13 protein-coding genes are annotated in these 15,801 nt (G+C 73.9%); 4 read left to right on the top strand and 9 right to left on the bottom strand.

Going from position 1 to position 15,801, the window contains the following annotated elements; translation table 11 throughout:
- Positions 1-48: 48 nt before the first annotated feature.
- From minE to minC, 3 genes are all read right to left on the bottom strand, one after another.
- Positions 49-330, bottom strand: coding sequence for a cell division topological specificity factor MinE (gene minE, locus FHS87_RS06915; protein ID WP_184515408.1), 282 nt, complete (start codon positions 328-330; stop codon positions 49-51).
- On the bottom strand, positions 327-1,145 hold the full coding sequence (gene minD, locus FHS87_RS06910; protein WP_184515405.1) for a septum site-determining protein MinD: 819 nt from the start codon (positions 1,143-1,145) through the stop codon (positions 327-329). The genes minE and minD overlap by 4 nt, the downstream gene beginning before the upstream one ends.
- A gap of 112 nt (positions 1,146-1,257) precedes the next feature.
- A complete protein-coding gene (gene minC, locus FHS87_RS06905) occupies positions 1,258-1,962 on the bottom strand; it encodes a septum site-determining protein MinC (protein ID WP_246418131.1) in 705 nt (234 codons plus the stop codon).
- Positions 1,963-2,135: 173 nt separating this feature from the next.
- Between minC and FHS87_RS06900 the strand changes: the two genes are divergently transcribed.
- Positions 2,136-2,579, top strand: coding sequence for an acyl-CoA thioesterase (locus tag FHS87_RS06900; RefSeq protein ID WP_184515398.1), 444 nt, complete (start codon positions 2,136-2,138; stop codon positions 2,577-2,579).
- Here the strand turns inward: FHS87_RS06900 and ggt are convergent.
- The 5 genes from ggt to FHS87_RS06875 form a co-directional block, all read right to left on the bottom strand.
- Positions 2,576-4,225, bottom strand: a complete 1,650-nt coding sequence (ggt, locus tag FHS87_RS06895) for a gamma-glutamyltransferase (RefSeq protein WP_246418124.1) — start codon at positions 4,223-4,225, stop codon at positions 2,576-2,578. The genes FHS87_RS06900 and ggt overlap by 4 nt on opposite strands.
- A 102-nt stretch (positions 4,226-4,327) precedes the next feature.
- The gene (locus tag FHS87_RS06890) at positions 4,328-5,407 is read right to left on the bottom strand and encodes an ABC transporter ATP-binding protein (RefSeq protein WP_184515395.1); all 1,080 of its coding nucleotides are present in this window, start codon (positions 5,405-5,407) and stop codon (positions 4,328-4,330) included.
- Positions 5,404-6,186, bottom strand: coding sequence for a class II aldolase/adducin family protein (locus tag FHS87_RS06885; RefSeq protein WP_184515392.1), 783 nt, complete (start codon positions 6,184-6,186; stop codon positions 5,404-5,406). The genes FHS87_RS06890 and FHS87_RS06885 overlap by 4 nt, the downstream gene beginning before the upstream one ends.
- A gap of 1 nt (position 6,187) precedes the next feature.
- Complete coding sequence (locus FHS87_RS06880) at positions 6,188-7,123, bottom strand: 2-hydroxyacid dehydrogenase (RefSeq protein WP_184515388.1); 936 nt, start codon at positions 7,121-7,123, stop codon at positions 6,188-6,190.
- A gap of 3 nt (positions 7,124-7,126) precedes the next feature.
- Complete coding sequence (locus FHS87_RS06875) at positions 7,127-7,309, bottom strand: hypothetical protein (protein WP_184515385.1); 183 nt, start codon at positions 7,307-7,309, stop codon at positions 7,127-7,129.
- A 182-nt stretch (positions 7,310-7,491) separates the two neighbouring features.
- On the opposite strand from FHS87_RS06875, the gene FHS87_RS06870 reads away from it, so the two are divergent.
- Positions 7,492-9,072 carry an EAL domain-containing protein gene (locus tag FHS87_RS06870; protein ID WP_184515382.1) on the top strand — a complete coding sequence of 527 codons (1,581 nt, stop codon included), beginning with the start codon at positions 7,492-7,494 and terminating at the stop codon, positions 9,070-9,072.
- A gap of 32 nt (positions 9,073-9,104) precedes the next feature.
- Here the strand turns inward: FHS87_RS06870 and FHS87_RS06865 are convergent, their stop codons facing one another.
- Entirely contained in the window at positions 9,105-12,245 is a 3,141-nt protein-coding gene (locus tag FHS87_RS06865; RefSeq protein ID WP_184515379.1) for a YhdP family protein, read from the bottom strand.
- 86 nt (positions 12,246-12,331) lie between these two features.
- Between FHS87_RS06865 and FHS87_RS06860 the strand changes: the two genes are divergently transcribed.
- Together FHS87_RS06860 and bcp are read left to right on the top strand one after the other, a co-directional pair.
- Positions 12,332-15,313, top strand: a complete 2,982-nt coding sequence (locus FHS87_RS06860) for a bifunctional [glutamine synthetase] adenylyltransferase/[glutamine synthetase]-adenylyl-L-tyrosine phosphorylase (RefSeq protein ID WP_184515376.1) — start codon at positions 12,332-12,334, stop codon at positions 15,311-15,313.
- A complete protein-coding gene (bcp, locus tag FHS87_RS06855) occupies positions 15,310-15,762 on the top strand; it encodes a thioredoxin-dependent thiol peroxidase (RefSeq protein WP_184515373.1) in 453 nt (150 codons plus the stop codon). Before FHS87_RS06860 ends, bcp begins: the two co-directional genes overlap by 4 nt.
- Positions 15,763-15,801: the final 39 nt, after the last annotated feature.

The following is a 15,801-nucleotide window of genomic DNA, read 5'->3' as shown; positions in this document are numbered from 1 at the left end:
GACCGGATGATGCGGCGGGCGGCTTGAGCAAGTGTTAAGCGCGCTCCCTCAGGAAGCGCGCCGCGCCGGCTCCGGTCCCGGGATCTCCACCGCGATGGCCAGCGTGGACATGTCCCCGCCCCGCTCGAGCGAGACGTTCACCCGCTCCGCCTCGATCGCCACGTGCTTGGCGATCAGCTCCACGATCTCCTTCTGGAGCTTGGGCAGGAAGTCCTCGCCCTTGCGGGAGATCCGCTCGTGGGCGAGCACGATCTGCAGGCGCTCCTTTGCGGCGGAGGCGGTCGGCGGGACCTCCTCCTGCTTGCCGCGGAAGAAACTCAGCCAGCTCATGCCGCCCTCCCGCCGAACAGGCGCGAGAAGAAGCCCCTCTTCTCCGCCTCGATGAAGCGCATCGGCCGGTCCTCGCCGAGGAAGCGGGCGACCGCGTCCTTGTAGGCTTGCCCGGCCTGGGACTCGCCGTCCAGGATCACCGGGTTACCGGTGTTGGAGGCCTTGAGGACGCTCTCGCTCTCCGGGATGACGCCGAGCAGGGGGATGCGCAGGATGTCCTGCACGTCCTCCAGCTTCAGCATCTCGCCGCGCTCGACGCGCGCCGGGTCGTAGCGGGTGACGAGAAGGTGCTCCTTGACGGGATCCTTCTTCTCCTCGGCCCGCTTGGACTTGGATTGGAGCACGCCGAGGATCCGGTCGCTGTCGCGGACGGAGGAGACCTCGGGGTTCGTGACCACGACCGCCTGGTCGGCGAAGTAGAGGGCGAGCATGGCGCCCTTCTCGATGCCGGCGGGGCTGTCGCAGAGGATGAAGTCGAAGTCCTTCGACAGCTCCTCGATGATGGTCGCGACGCCCTCCTTGGTCAGGGCGTCCTTGTCCCGGGTCTGGCTGGCCGGGAGGATGGAGAGGGTGTCCACCCGCTTGTCCCGGATCAGCGCCTGGTTGAGCTTCGCCTCGCCGCTGATCACGTTCACGATGTCGAACACCACCCGGCGCTCGACCCCCATGATCAGGTCGAGATTGCGGAGCCCCACATCGAAGTCGATCACCACCGTCTTCTTGCCGGCCTGCGCGAGCCCGGTCGCGAAGGCCGCGGATGACGTCGTTTTGCCGACCCCGCCCTTGCCCGAGGTTACTACCACTACTTGCGCCATGCGCCGCTCTCCAACCCCCTCGATCCCGCAGCCCGCCCGGCGGAAGGATCCTCCTTCGCATGCCGGGCCTCTCCCCTGCAAAGGGGAAGGCCGCCTTACCTCAACCTAAATCCTAGCCCAGCCGGTCGAACCGCATGCTCTCGCCGATGAGGCAGACCTGCACGGGCCGGCCGAGCGGGGCATCGCCCAGCCCGTCCCGCACGGCGTAGTAGCCGGCGATGGAGACGAGCTCGGGCTCGAAGTTCAGCGCGAAGATGCGGGCGTTCAGGTTGTCCGCCCCGCCCGCGATCGCCCGCCCGCGCAGCGTGCCGTAGACATGGACGTTGCCGTCCGCGATCACCTCGGCTCCCGGATTGACCGTGCCGCGCACGACGAGGTCGCCGCCCTGGGCCCAGATGCGCTGCCCTGCCCGCACGGCCTGGTCCACGACGAGCGTCGGCTGCCAGCCGGAGGGCGGGAGCGGCTCGGGGATGGGGACCGGGGCGGGCTGGGCGATCGGCTGGGGGGTCTCGCCGCCCGCCGCGCGGAGCGGCGGCAGCCCCGCCGCCTGGGCGGCCGCGCGCAGTTCCGGCCCGCCGCCCGTGGTGCCGATCGGGGCGATCTGGACGGCGCGGAGCTGGGCCGTCAGGTCGTTGAAATCAGGGGCCGCGACAGGGTCCAGGTCGTCCAGCCCGAGCACGATGGGGGCGTTCCGCAGGAAGCCCGGGGCGCGGCGGAACTGGTCGGCCAGGGCGGGGACGATCACCTCAACCCTGGGGTCGAGCAGTCGCAGCACCAGCAGGTTGAAATTCGCCCCGCGCAGCCGGAACGGCTCCAATCGGGCTTCTGACGCGGGGGAGGACATACGGGCGTGCGGGTTCCTGTGGGCGGGCTGTGGGCTCACATTACAGGGAAGCGAGCGGCAGGCGAAGCCTTGCGCGCGCTTTCCCGTGCGGGGAGGCTGCGGCGCGGCACGCGTGCCACAGCCGGGCGTGGAGAGGGGGAGAACCGATGAGCGAGCGCACACGCCCAGGGCGGGCGGATTTCAGGCATTTCCTCGAGATCCCGACGCGCTGGGGCGACAACGACGCCTATGCCCATGTGAACAACGTCGTCTACTACTCGTTCTTCGACACGGTGGTCTCGCGCTTCCTGCTGGCATCCGGCGCGATCGACCTCAGGACATCCACGGTCATCGGGGTGGTGGTGGAGACGGGCTGCCGCTACCTCGCCCCGATCTCCTTCCCCGACCTCGTCACGGCCGGGCTGCGCGTCTCGCGGGTCGGCAACACCTCCATCCGCTACGAGATCGGGATCTTCCGCAATTCGGAGGAGGAGGCGAGCGCGGAGGGGCACTTTGTCCACGTCTACGTGGACCGGGAGACGCAGACCCGGCCCACCCCCCTGCCCCAGGCGCTCCGCGACGCCGTCTCGCCGCTGCTGGTGGCGCCCTAGGGCCGCTGCTCCGGCACGAAGCGCACCCCCGGCCTCGCCAGCCCGCCCCCGATGCCCACGGGCGTGCCGTCCGCCCGCCAGCAGGCCGCGCCGGTCATCGATCCTCCCGCGCCGAAGGCCACCGCCCCCGTGCCGCCGCCGATCGCCGGCACGCGCAGCACCCGGTGCCCACGGGCGAGAAGGGCCTCCTCGGTCGCGGCGGGGATGCCGGGCTCCAGCTCCAGCAGGTGGCCCTGGCTCCAGACGCGCGGCGCCTCCACCGCCTCCTGCGGGGTCATGCCGTGGTCGACGAGGTTGATGATCGCCTGCATGGCGGAGCCGAAGATCCGCAACCCGCCGGGCAGACCCAGCGCCAGCACCGGCGCGCCGTCCCGCAGCACGATCATCGGCGCCATGGAGGTGAAGACCCGCTTCCCCGGCGCGACGGAGAGGGCGCGGCCGGGATGGGGGTCGAAGTTGTACATGTAGTTGTTCGCGATCATCCCCGTGCCCGGCACGGTGAAGCGCGCGCCGAAGAGGCTGTTGATCGTCTGCGTCGTCGCGATGATCGTGCCCTCCCCGTCCGCGACCGTGACATGCGTGGTGTTGGGCGATTCCAGCAGCCCGGGCCCGGGCGACCAGTCCCGCGCGCGCGCCATGTCGATCTCCCCGCGCCGGAGCGCGGCGTAGTCGCGGGAGGTGAGCCGCGCGACCGGCACGGGCACGAAGGCGGGATCGGCCGTGGCCACGGCGCGGTCGGCGAAGGCCATCTTCAGCACCTCCGCCAGGAGATGCGCGCCGTCCGGCGTGCCTGCGCCGAGGCCGCGGATGTCGAAGCCCTCCAGCACGTTCAGCATCTGCGCGATGTGGACGCCGGCCGATGAGGGCGGCGGCGGCCCGACCACTTCGTGCCCGCGATAGCTCGCGCGGATCGGCTCGCGCTCGATGGGGGAGACGCCGCGCAGGTCGGCGGCGGTGATCAGCCCGCCCGCGGCGCGCATATGCGCGGCCAGCGCGTCGCCGAGCTGCCCGTCATGCAGCGCGTCCGGGCCGTCGGCTGAGATCAGGCGGAGCGTGTCCGCGTAGTCGGCCCGCACCACCCGCTCCCCGGCGCGGAGAGGCCTGCCGTCCGGCAGGAAGGTGGCGGCCAGCCCGTCGTCCCGGGCGAGCTCGGCGGCGTTGTCGCCCACGGCATCGGCGAGATAGGGCGTCGCGCGCCAGCCGCGGGCGGCGCAGCGGATCGCGGGGTCCAGCACATCGGCCAGCCGCATCGTGCCGTAGCGCGCGAGGGTGTGGCACCAGGCCCGGAGCGCGCCCGGCACGGCCATGGCGAGCGGCCCGAGGTGGTTCGCCCGCCCCTCCGTCTCCTGGTAGTCGGGCAGGGTGTCGGAGACCGTGCGGTACATGTCCGGCCGGGCGGAGCCCGGGGCGGTGGCCAGCCCGTCCACCACGAGGTGCCGCCCGTCCGGCAGCCGCAGATGCGCGATCCCGCCGCCGAGGATGCCCACCATCATCGGCTCGACCACGGTGAGGGTGAAGAGGGCGGCGATCGCGGCGTCCACCGCATTGCCCCCGGCGAGCAGCATCTCCGCCCCTGCCCCCGAGGCCAGGGGGTGGTTGGTCACCACCATGCCCTTGCGGGCGGTGATGGGGTGCTTCTCGGTCATGGGGCTTCCTGTCCGGCCTTCCGGCTGCTCATCGGGGGATCGCGCCGTGGCGGGAGGCGAAAGGGGCGGTTCCGTTATCCCGCCCGGCAGCGCGCCAGCGCGTCACGCCGCGTCCTCCGCCACGGCCACCGCCGCGTCCCGCGACCATCCGAGCCGCACGGGCAAGCCGTCCGCGGGCGCCACCGGCGAGCGCCAGGCCGGGAGATGGACGCGCAGCGGGCCGAGATCGGGCGTCTCGACCGTCAGCGTGTAGCCCGTGCCTAGATAGGACCAGGCCGCGATGCGCCCCTCGACCACGTTGTCCTCCGCGGCCTCACCGGACAGCAGCGCGATCTTCTCCGGCCGGAGGGAGAGCAGCGCCCGCCCGCCCGGCGCCGCGCCGCGCGCCAGCACCCGCGTCCCGCCGCGCCGCAGGACGATGCCCTCCGCATCCGTCGCCGCCTCGCCCTCGATGAAGTTCGACTTGCCCAGGAAGTCCGCCACGAAGCGCGTCGCCGGGCGCTCGTACAGCGCCTCCGGCGTGCCGACCTGCACGAGGTCGCCGCGGTTGAGGATGGCGACGCGGTCGGAGAGGCTCAGCGCCTCCTCCTGGTCGTGGGTGACGTTGATGAAGCTGCGGCCGATGCGGCGGTGCAGCGCCTTCAACTCCTCCTGCAGCTCCGCGCGCAGCTTCTTGTCCAGTGCGGAGAGCGGCTCGTCCAGCAACAGCAGCGCGGGATCGAAGACGAGGGCGCGCGCCAGCGCGACGCGCTGCTGCTGCCCGCCCGAGAGCTGGGCGGGCCGGCGGTCGGCGAAGTTCTCGAGCTGCACGAGGTCGAGCGCGGCCCTCACCTTCGCCTCGCGCTCTGCGCGGCCCATGCGGCGCACGCGCAGGGGGAAGGCGATGTTCTCGGCCACGGTCATGTGCGGGAAGAGCGCGTAGCCCTGGAACACCATGCCGAAGTCGCGCCGCTCCGGCGGGAGCGCGGTGATGTCGCGCCCGTCCAGCAGGATGCGCCCCTCGCTCGGCTCGACGAAGCCCGCGATCATCATCAGGATCGTGGTCTTGCCCGAGCCGGAGGGGCCGAGCAGCGTCAGGAACTGCCCGCTCGCCACCTCCAGCGAGGCGCGGCGCACGGCGGCGAACTCGCCGTAGCGCTTCGTCACCCCCTGCAGGGAGAGGGCATGGCCGGCGGCGCTCACGTCGCGTAGTCCGGCTGCTCGCGGTCGAGCTTGCGGCGGAGCGCCTGCCAGGGAAGCCAGCCGCGCAACGGCCCCTCCTCCACCTGATCCCGGGCGCGCCGGACAACCGGCTCGGGCGGGATGACGAGGGGCGCGCCGCTCGCCTGGGCGGCGAGCTGGATGCGGCAGGCCTGCTCGAGATAGTACATCCAGTAGAAGGCCTCGGCGACGGTGCGGCCGGTGGTCAGCAGCCCGTGGTGGCGCAGGATCATGCAGGGCCTGTCGCCCATGTCGCGCACCAGCCGCTCGCGCTCGCCAGGATTGTCCTCGGCCGCCACGCCCTCGTAGTCGTGGATCGCCACGCGCTCGTGGAACTCGGCGCTGATCTGGTTCAGCGGCAGCAGCCCGCCCGCCTGGGCGGCGACGGCCATGCCAGCCAGCGTGTGCGTGTGCATCACGCACTGCGCGCCGGGGCTACCGAGATGCAGCGCGGAATGGATGACGAAGCCCGCCGGGTTCACCGGCCAGGCCGTCGGCTGCGCCGGCTCCCCCGCCGCGTCCACGAGCACGAGGGAGGAGGCGGTGATCTCCTCGAAGAGCAGGCCGTAGGGATTGACGAGGAAGCGGTGCGAGGTGTCCCCCGGCGGGCCCGGCACGCGCACGGAGAGATGGGTGAAGACGAGGTCCGTCATCCCGAAGAGCGCGATCAGGCGGTAGGCGGCGGCGAGGTCGCGCCGCAGCTCGGCCTCGCTCGGCAGGTGGTCCGGGTCCGGGCGGACGGGCGGCGGAGGCAGGGGCATGTCAGTAGCCCCGCTCGGGGTCGTAGAGATTGGGCAGCGGCCGCCCGGCCTCGAAATCCGCGATGGCCCCGGCGACGAAGCGCGCCCGCTCCCGCCGGCGCGCGATGCTGGCGATATGGGGCGTGACCGTGACCTTCGGATGAGTCCAGAGCGCGCTGCCCTCCGGCAGCGGCTCGGTGTCGAAGACGTCGAGCACCGCGCCCGAGAGATGCCCGGCATCGAGCGCCGCGAGCAGGTCCGGCACCACGAGATGCGCCCCGCGCGCGGCGTTCACCACCGCGGCGCCGGGGGGAAGGCGCGAGAGGAGGCGGGCGTCGATGATGCCCATCGTCTCCGGCGTCGAGGGCAGGAGGCAGACGAGCACGTCGCTGCGCGCGAGGAAGGCGTCCAGCTCCGCCTCCCCCGCGAAGCTCTCCACGCCCTCCACCGCCTTGCGGCCGCGGGACCAGCCGACAACGCCGTAGCCGAGCGCGCGCAGCATCGGCACCGCCGCGGCGCCGAGCGTGCCGAGCCCCATGATGCCCACCGTGAGGTCCCGCGCCGTGTTCTCCACGGCGCTCCAGCGCCAGCGCCGCTCCGCCTGCTGCTGCGCGAAGCCGCGCCCGTTGCGGAGGAGGTGGAGGCAGGCCCAGGCGACGTACTCGCCCATGCGCTGCCCGACCTCCTCCCCGCCCATCCGGACGAGCGGCACGTGGCACGGCCAGGAAGGGTCGCGCGTGATGTGGTCCACCCCCGCCCCGATGGAGAAGATGACCCGCAGCCCCGGCAGCCGCGCGAGCCAGCCCGGCGGCGGTTCCCAGGCGAGGACGTAGCGCACCTCCTCCTCCCGCAGCCCCGGCGCGTCGTGCGGGCGCGCGATCAGCCCCGGCGAGAAGCGCGTGAGGTGCTCGCACCACTCCTGCTGCGCGCGCAGCCCCTCGGATTTCACGACAAGCATGGATCAGCCCGCGATGATGTCGGCCACGTCCTCGTTCACTTCAGCGGGCTTGTCACCCCACCCGCCGCCGGGCGTGACCTGCCGCGAGGCCCTGGCCGGGGAACCGGGGCCGGCGCGGCGGCGGCCGGCGGGCAGGAGGGCCGCCGCGCGCGGGGCGACGCGGCGCTCAGGCAAGCTCTGCGGCATCCGTGCTCTCCCTCGTCGCCCTGCACCCCGCCAGGGCGCGGGAGGCGGCCCCCGCCCGGTCCGGCAAGGGACGGGCGATTTTGGTCCTGGCGGGGAGCGGAAGCAATCGGCGGGCTCCGCGTCGGCCGGCGCGTGCGGCATGCTTAACCCTGTTTCAATTCCGCGCCGGCACTCTGCGCGCCATGGACAGCCCGGACCCGACCCCGCCGAAGCAGAGCGCCCCGAGGACGCCGGGCCTCGACTCGCGGGACCGGTTCCTCACTTTCGCCTTCGCCGCGGCCGACATGCTGGTGGAAACCGGCCCGGACGCCACCATCACCTTCGCCGCCGGCGCCTTCCGGCACCATCTCGGCGAGCCGCCGGAGGCCTTCGTCGGCGGCCCGCTGGACAGGCTGATCGCCACGGAGGAACGGGCGGCGCTCGGCATCGCCATGCAGCTGCTCGCCGCGCGCGGCCGCCTGCCGCCCACGGCCATCCGGCTGAACGACACCAGGCGGACCGCCTTCTCCCTGGCCGGCCTCGCCCCGGCCGGCCCCACCGGGCGCTTCTGCCTCACCCTCGGCCCCCTCCCCGCCCCGCCGCGGGAGGCGACCCTCGCCGGGAGCGTCGCCTTCGGCCGGGCGGCCAGCGGCATGCTCGGCGGGTCGTCGAACGCCTCCCTCGCCCTGATCGACCTGCCGGACGAGATCCGCCGGATCCTCAGCAAACATCCCGGCATCCAGGAGGAGCTGGACGCCGCGCTGATGGCCGGGGCCGGCACGGGGCTGGCGGGCCGGCTGGCGGCGGGGCGCTACGGGCTGCTCGTCGGGCGCGATCCCGCGGACCTTCCGGGGCTCGCCGAGCGGATGGAGACGGTGCTGCTCGCCCACGGCCTGCCCGTGGAGGTCTCGACCTGCAGCCTCCCCCTCGCGGCCGAGGGGCTGACGCCGGTGCAGGCCAGCCGCGCCCTGCGCCACGCCCTGTCCAACTTCGCCGCGCGCGGCACGGCCGCCCTGGCCGAGGGCGGGCTGACCGGGGCGCTGAGCCAGATCTCGTCCCAGGCCGGCACCGTCCGCCGCGCAATCTCGGAGAGGCGGTTCGGCCTTCTCTACCAGCCGATCGTGCATCTGAAGGACCGGCGGGTGCATCACTACGAGGCGCTGCTCCGCCCGGAAGGCCAGGATGTGGAGACCGTGGTGCGCTGCGCCGAGACGGTGGGGCTGACGGAGGAGCTGGACCTCGTCGTCACCGACCAGGTGCTCGACGCCCTGCGCTTCAACCCGGGGGTGCGGATCGCGCTGAACATCTCCGGCCTGTCCATGCAGAGCGCCCGCTTCCGCCGCGCGCTGGTCGAGCGGCTGGACGCGCGCGCGAGCCTCACCTCCCGCCTGATGGTGGAGCTGACCGAGTCCGTGGAGGTGGAGGACGAGGCGGAGGCGCGGGCGACGATCGACATGCTGCGCTCGCGCGGCGTCACCCTCTGCATCGACGATTTCGGGGCGGGCGCCGCCGCCTTCCGCTACCTCCGCAACTTCACGGTGGACTGGGTGAAGGTGGACGGCTCCTACGTGCAGAGCGCCGTGCGGACGGAGCGGGACCGGTCCTTCGTGGCCAGCATGGTGGACCTCAGCCTCGCCGTCGGGGCGCGGGTGATCGCCGAGCAGGTGGAGACGGAGGAGCACGCGGCGGTGATGGCGGGGCTGGGGGTGGAGCTCGCCCAGGGCTATCTCTTCGCCCGGCCGGGCAAGCTGCCCGCGCCCGGCACGCAGCGCCGGCTGGCCTGAGCCCCCCGCCCCGCAGGCCCCGTCGGCGCGGCCTAGCGGCCCTCCGGCCGCGTCAGGAGCCCCCTCAGCGCGCCGGGGGCGAGGATGGAGAGGGGGTCGATGCGGATGTCGGGGTCGTCCAGCTTCCCCGTCATCCGGAAGTTCGCGGCGAAGAGCCCGCCGTTGCGCTCGGCAGTGAAGAGCTGGCCGATGCCGGGAATGCGCCCGAGCGCGCTGTTCAGCGCGTAGGACGGCACGATCGTCCCGCGGAGGTCGTAGCGCTCGGCCCGCCGCAGGATCCGCCCCTCGGCGGTGATGCCGAGCGAGGCGGAGACGGCCCGCGCCTCGCGCAGGGTCAGCGCCTCCCGCGTGAGGGTGAAGGGCGCGTTGGCCAGGGTGAAGCGCAGCCCGGGGCCGCGCACGGCCTCGGCGATGCCGTAGATCGAGAGGGCCTGGAGGATCTTCCCGATCGAGGCGGCCTCCCGCACCCCGAAGTCGCGCAGCTCGGCCACGCCGGTCAGCGCCGCCTCCGGCGTGTTGTCCGGCCAGTTGCCGGACATGTGGAAGGCCCCGTCGTCCAGCGGATCGAAGAGGCCGAGGTCCCGCAGGAGCGTGCCGAACCCCGTCGCCTTCACCTCCATGGCCCGACCGGCGCCGCGCGGCACCACCACCGCGTCGAACCCGCCGCCCCGGATGCCGCGGCCGGAGGCGTTCATCTCGCGCAGTACGCCGCGGGCGTCGCTGAACAGGGTGATGCTGGCGGGCCCCATCTCCCGCCCGCCGTCCAGCAGCACGCGGTCGAAGGCGGCGTCGAGGCGGATGGGCGTGGCTCCGCCGGCCTTGTCGTCGGACCCGTTGCCACCCTCGTCCAGCCCGAACTCGCGCAGCAGGGGCCGGATCTCCAGCACGGGGCCGCGAGCGAAGAGGTTCCAGGGCACGCCCGGCCCGCTCGGCGAGACGGCACGGCCGGAGAGGCGGCTCCCACCGATCCGGGCGTCCGGCACCTCCGCGCGCCAGCCCGTGCCGGGGCGGCCGAAGGCGACCTCCCCGCGCATGGCGAGGCTCGGCCCCTCCACCCGCAGGGCCTCAAGCGCCACGAGGTCGTCGCCGCGGAAGCGGACCACGCCCTCGCCCCGGGCGGCGGCGCCCGGCGGCTTGAGGTAGCCGAAGGGGTTGATGGTGATGCGGGCGTCCCGCAGGTCCGCCTTCACCTCCAGCCGCGTCTCGCCCGAGCGGCGGCGCTCCACGGCGAGGGTGTAGTTGAAGGGCCCCCGGAGATAGGGCCCGGCCTCCACCCCGATGCGGGGCAGGCTCGCGGCATCGGCCCGGCCCTCGGCCTTGACGCGCTCGGTCACCTGGCCCGGCGGGCCGTTGGTGAAGTCCAGCTCCGCCTGCACGCGCCCGGGAATGGTGGCCAGGGCCGCCGTACCGGAGAGGCGCATGCCGCGGGGGTCCACGGAAACCTCCAGCTGCCCGCGATCGAGCGTGCGGCCGGCCACCGCATTCTCCACCCGCCCGTTCTCCACCCGGCCCTGCGCGCTGATCCGCAGGTCCTCCGCGGCCAGGTTGCTCACCAGGGGAAGCCCCACGGAGAGCCGCGCATCCACGCTCCCCGCCGCAGGGCCGAGGGTGAGGGGGCGCTTCTCGAAGAGCTTCAGCCGGGGGTGGCGGACGAGGGTGAGCACGTCGCTCAGCGGGCCCGTCACGCGCCCGTCCACCTCCAGCTTCTCGTTCTCCGGCTCGGGGATGCCCAGGTCGGAGATGCGGACCCGCGCCTCGGGCACCGTCAGGGCCGTGCCGGACTGGCGGGTCGCGCGGGCCTTGATGACGAGATCCTTCTCGGAGAACTCGACCATCCCCTCCACCCCCTCCATCGGCGGGATCGGGCGCAGCCAGTGGACGGTCGCGTCCTCGGCCCGCACCGTGCCGGTCGCGCGGGTCAGCCGGCCGGAGGAGAGGTCGGGCTGCGCCTCGCCCTCCAGCACCCAGCTCCCGTCCCGCGCCGTGCCGGAGGTCAGGTTCTCCGCCACCCAGCGGCGCGCGTTGTCGGCGATGCCCGCGGGCCAGTAGCGGGCGATGTCGGGCGCGGCGATGGCACTGATCCCGAGTTCCACCCGCCCGCGCCACAGGTCCTCCCACCGGTCCGCCCGAGCGGCGGCGGTGATGCGCGGGGCGGGGAAGCCCGGCTTGCCGGCGGGAAGGTCGATGGCCAGGCGCTCCACCTCCAGCCGCCGCCCGTCCCCGGCGAGGACGGCGCTCACCCCGTCGAAGGGCAGGCTCTCCGGCCCCAGCCGGATCAGCCCGGGCGCGGCGCGCAGCTCGGCCCGGCCGGCGAAGGTCTCCGTCGCGAACTCGAAGCGGCCGCTGAACCGGGCGTCCACCTGCGAATCGAGGAGCGAGAGCGGGCGTAGGGAGGCCAGCGCGGTGGCCAGGGCGGCGGGGCTGACCGCGTCCAGCTCCATCGAGACCTCCGCGACCGGCGGCTCGCCCTCCGCATGGCCGGCGATGCGAACGGGGATCTCCTGCCCGGCCAGCCGCAGCCCGCCCGAGCCGGACATGGTGGTCGTCCCGTCCTCCGCGCGGAGAAGGGAAAGGGCGACGCGGTGGATGGCCCAGGCGAAGCGCAGCGCGTCGTCCCGCACCTGCACCACGCCGCCCTCGACGCGGATCTCGCGCAGCGCGGTCAGGGGGGAATCCGGCCCGGCCGGGCGCAGCAGCCGGGCCAGCGCCTCGCTCGTCGCCTCGGGGTCGCCCGTGCCCTCCGCCTCCGTGGCGGGGGCGACCGGGCCGGAGGAGACGCCGAGATCGAGGGAGAGCTCCCCCTCCGCGTCCCGGCGGAGCAGCGCGACGGGGTCGCGGAGGGACATGCGCACCGGCGCCACCACGCCGCGCAGCAGCGGCGGCACCGCGATCGACATCTCGACGGAGGTGAGGGAGGCGCGGGTGATTCCCGCCCCGTCCACCGCGCGCAGCCCGTCCAGCCGCAAGAGGATCGGCTCGGGCGCGCCCTCCTTCCACCCGGCCCAGGCCACCCAGGCCTGGCCGAACCCGATCCGCAGCCCCGGCGCCAGCCCGGTCAGGCGCTCGGCCACCGCCTCGTTCACCGCGCGGATGGAGGGAATGGGCATCGGCCCCTGGGCGAGGCGCCAACCCAGCGCCGCCAGCCCCGCCCCGGCAAGCAGGAAAAGGAGCATGGCGAGGCGAAGGAGGAAGGAAACTCCCTGAACCAGGCGACGCCCCACTTGACCGGGCAGGCGCCTCACGCGTTGCCTCTCCCGGCATGTCCGACGCCGAGCCAACCCGCCGCCGCCCGCCCACCCCCTATGATCCGGCCGCCGCGGGGCGGCTGGTCGAGGACTTCACCACCAAGGGCGCGGCCGAGGCCGCCTTCGCCGGCTCGCCCGTAGGCGCCGCGCTGCTGGGCGCGCTGGGCGGCCACAGCCCCTTCCTGGCCGATCTCGCCCTGCGCGAGGCGACGACGCTGTTGCGTCTCTCGGAACGCGGCGCGGATGCCGCCTTTGCCGCGGCGCTGGACCCGCTCGGCCGCGCCGACCCCTCGGCCAGCTCCGCCCAGCTCGGCGCCGCCCTGCGGCAGGCCCGGCGGCAGGCGGCGCTCATCGTCGCGGCGGCGGACCTCACGGGGGAGTGGACGCTCGACGGGGTGACAGGGGCGCTCTCCACCCTCGCCGAATCCTGCATCGACCTTGCCTGCGCCCATCTCCTGCGGGAGGCCTGCGCGCGCGGCGACATCGCCATGCCCAACGCCGCGAAGCGCGACCCGAAGGCCGCGAGCAAGGGCTCGGGCCTCGTCGTCCTCGGCATGGGCAAGCTCGGCGGGCGCGAGCTGAACTATTCCTCCGACGTCGATCTGATGGTCCTCTTCGATCCCACGGCCGCGACGGACCCCGACCGCGCGCAGTCGGTCTTCGTCCGCCTGGCGCGCGACCTCGTGCGGCTGCTCGAGGAACGCACGGCGGAAGGATACGTCTTCCGAACCGATCTGCGCCTCCGCCCCGATCCCGCGGCGACCCCGCTCGCCGTCTCCGTCCCTGCCGCCATCGCCTATTACGAGAGCTTTGGCCAGAACTGGGAGCGGGCGGCGATGGTGAAGGCGCGCCCCGTGGCCGGGGACCGCGTGCTCGGCGAATCCTTCCTGGCGGAGATCCGCCCCTTCGTGTGGCGGCGCCATCTCGACTTCGCGATGATCGCCGACATCCATTCGATCAAGCGCCAGATCCACGCCGTCCACGGGAGCAAGCGCGGCGCGGGGGCCGAGATCGCGGTGGCCGGCCACGACGTGAAGCTCGGCCGGGGAGGCATACGCGAGATCGAGTTCACCGCCCAGGTCGCCCAGCTCATCTGGGGCGGGCGGGACCCCGCGCTGCGGGACCCCACTACCCTCGGCGCCCTCGTCGCCCTCGCCGGGGCCGGGCGGATCGACCGGCGGGCGGCCGCCGATCTGGCCGATGCCTATGTTTTCCTCCGCGACGTCGAGCACCGCGTCCAGATGGTGGCCGACCGGCAGACCCACCGCCTGCCCGAGGACCCGGAGGGGCTGGCCCGCATCGCCTCATTCATGGGCTATCCGGACACCGAATCCTTCGCCGCCGTCCTCACCGCCCATCTCCGGCGCGTGGCGGGCCAGTACTCCCGCCAGTTCGAGGCCGCGCCCCCGCTCAGCCTTTCCGGCGGCGAGGGCTTCGAGGGCGGCAACCTCGTCTTCACCGGGGCGGAGCACGATCCCGCCACGCTGCGGACCCTCTCCGGCCTCGGCTACGCCAATCCCGAGGGGGCCTCCGCCCTCGTGCGCGGCTGGCACGCGGGCAGCCGGCGCGCGACCCGCAGCGAGCGGGCGCGGGAGCTGCTGACGGCGCTGATGCCCGCCCTCATCGCCGCCTTCGCCCGCCAGCGCGACCCGGACGCGGCCCTCGCCCGCTTCGACACGCTGCTGGAGCGCCTGCCCGCGGGGGTTCAGGTGCTCTCCCTCTTCCACCGCAACCCGGCGCTGCTGGACCGCGTGGCCGGGGTGCTCGGCGCCGCGCCCGCCCTGGCCGACCATCTCGCCCGCGACCCCGCCGCGCTGGAGGGGCTGCTCACGGGGGGAAGCGGCACCGCCGCGGCCTCCCTCCCCGCCCTCGTCGGCGCGGCGCGGCACTACGAGGAGGCGCTCGAATCCGTCCGCCGCATCGTGACCGAGGGGCGGTTCGAGATCGATGTCGCGGCGCTGGAGGGCTCGCTGGACGTGGATGCCGCCGGCATCGCCCGGAGCGAGCTGGCGGATGCGGCCATCTCCTGCCTTCTCCCCCAGGTCGCGAAGGACTTCGCCTCCCGCCACGGCAAGGTGCCGGGCGGGGCCATGGCGGTGGTGGCCATGGGCAAGCTCGGGGGGCGGGAGATGCTGCCGGGCTCGGACCTCGACATAGTCCTCATCTACGACCACGCGGAGGACGCGACCGAGAGCGACGGGCCGAAGCCGCTGGCGCCCTCGGCCTATTTCTCCCGCCTCGCCACCCAGTTCGTGGCGGCCCTCACCGCGCCGGGGGCCGAGGGCAAGCCCTATGAGGTGGACATGCGGCTGCGCCCCTCCGGGAACAAAGGCCCCGTGGCCGCCAGCATCGCCGCTTTCGAGCGCTATCACGGCCCCAAGCTCGGGGATGGCGGCCAGGCCTGGACCTGGGAGCGCATGGCCCTCACCCGCGCCCGGCCCGTGGCCGGCCCGCCCGCGCTGCGCCGCCGCATCGCCGAGTGCTGCCGCGAGGCGCTGGCCCTCCATGCCGGCCCCGGGGCGATCGAGGATGCGCGGTCCATGCGCGCCCGCATGCTGCGCGACCTGCCCCCCGACGGGCCCTGGGACGTGAAGGCCATGCCGGGCGGGCTGGTGGAGGTGGAGTTCATCGCCCAGGCCCTGCAATGCGCCCATGCCGCGGAGCACCCCCGGATCCTCGCCCCGGCCACGCGCGACGCCCTGGCCAACCTCGCCCGCGCGGGCCTGCTGGAGGAGGAGGAAGCGGCCTCCCTCATCCGGGCGGAGCGCTTCTGGCGCACGCTGCAATCCCTCCTGCGCCTGACGGTCGGGCGCGGAAGGACGGAGGACCTGCCGCCCGCCGCCGCGGATGCCGTGCTGCACGGGCTCGGCGTCGCAAGCGGCACCCGGGCCGTTGACCTCCCCGCCCTCCGCGCGCAGATGCGCGGGATCGCGGCCGGCGTGCGCTCCTCCTTCGAGCGACGCATCGGGCCGCTGCCGCTGAAGGGGGCCGCATGATTGCCGTGGGGGACAAGGCGCCGGAATTCGACCTGCCGGCGGCGGGGGGCGGCCGCGTCAGCGCCGCGCTCCTGCGCGGCAGGCGCTACGCCCTCTACTTCTATCCCAAGGCCGACACCTCCGGCTGCACCGTCCAGGCCCAGGGCATGCAGGAGAGCCTGGAGGCGCTGCGGAAGGCCGGGATCACCGTCATCGGCGTCTCGCCGGATCCCGTGAAGAAGCTGGACGCCTTCGCGAAGAAGTACGGCCTGACCTTCGCCCTGGCGTCCGACGCCGACCAGTCCCTCGCCACCGCCTATGACGCCTGGGTCGAGAAATCCATGTACGGGCGGAAGTACATGGGCATGGAGCGCAGCACCTTCCTCGTCTCGGCCGAGGGCACGGTCGAGGCGATCTGGCGCAAGGTAAAGCCGGCGGAGCATGCGGGGCTGCTGCTCGGGGCTGCCTAATCGGGGTCGCCTAATCGGGGTGGCCCGAGCCGGGCAGCC

This window comes from Muricoccus pecuniae (genome assembly GCF_014199205.1).
Taxonomy (GTDB): domain Bacteria; phylum Pseudomonadota; class Alphaproteobacteria; order Acetobacterales; family Acetobacteraceae; genus Roseomonas; species Roseomonas pecuniae.
This window is presented reverse-complemented; position numbering and strand designations above follow the sequence as displayed.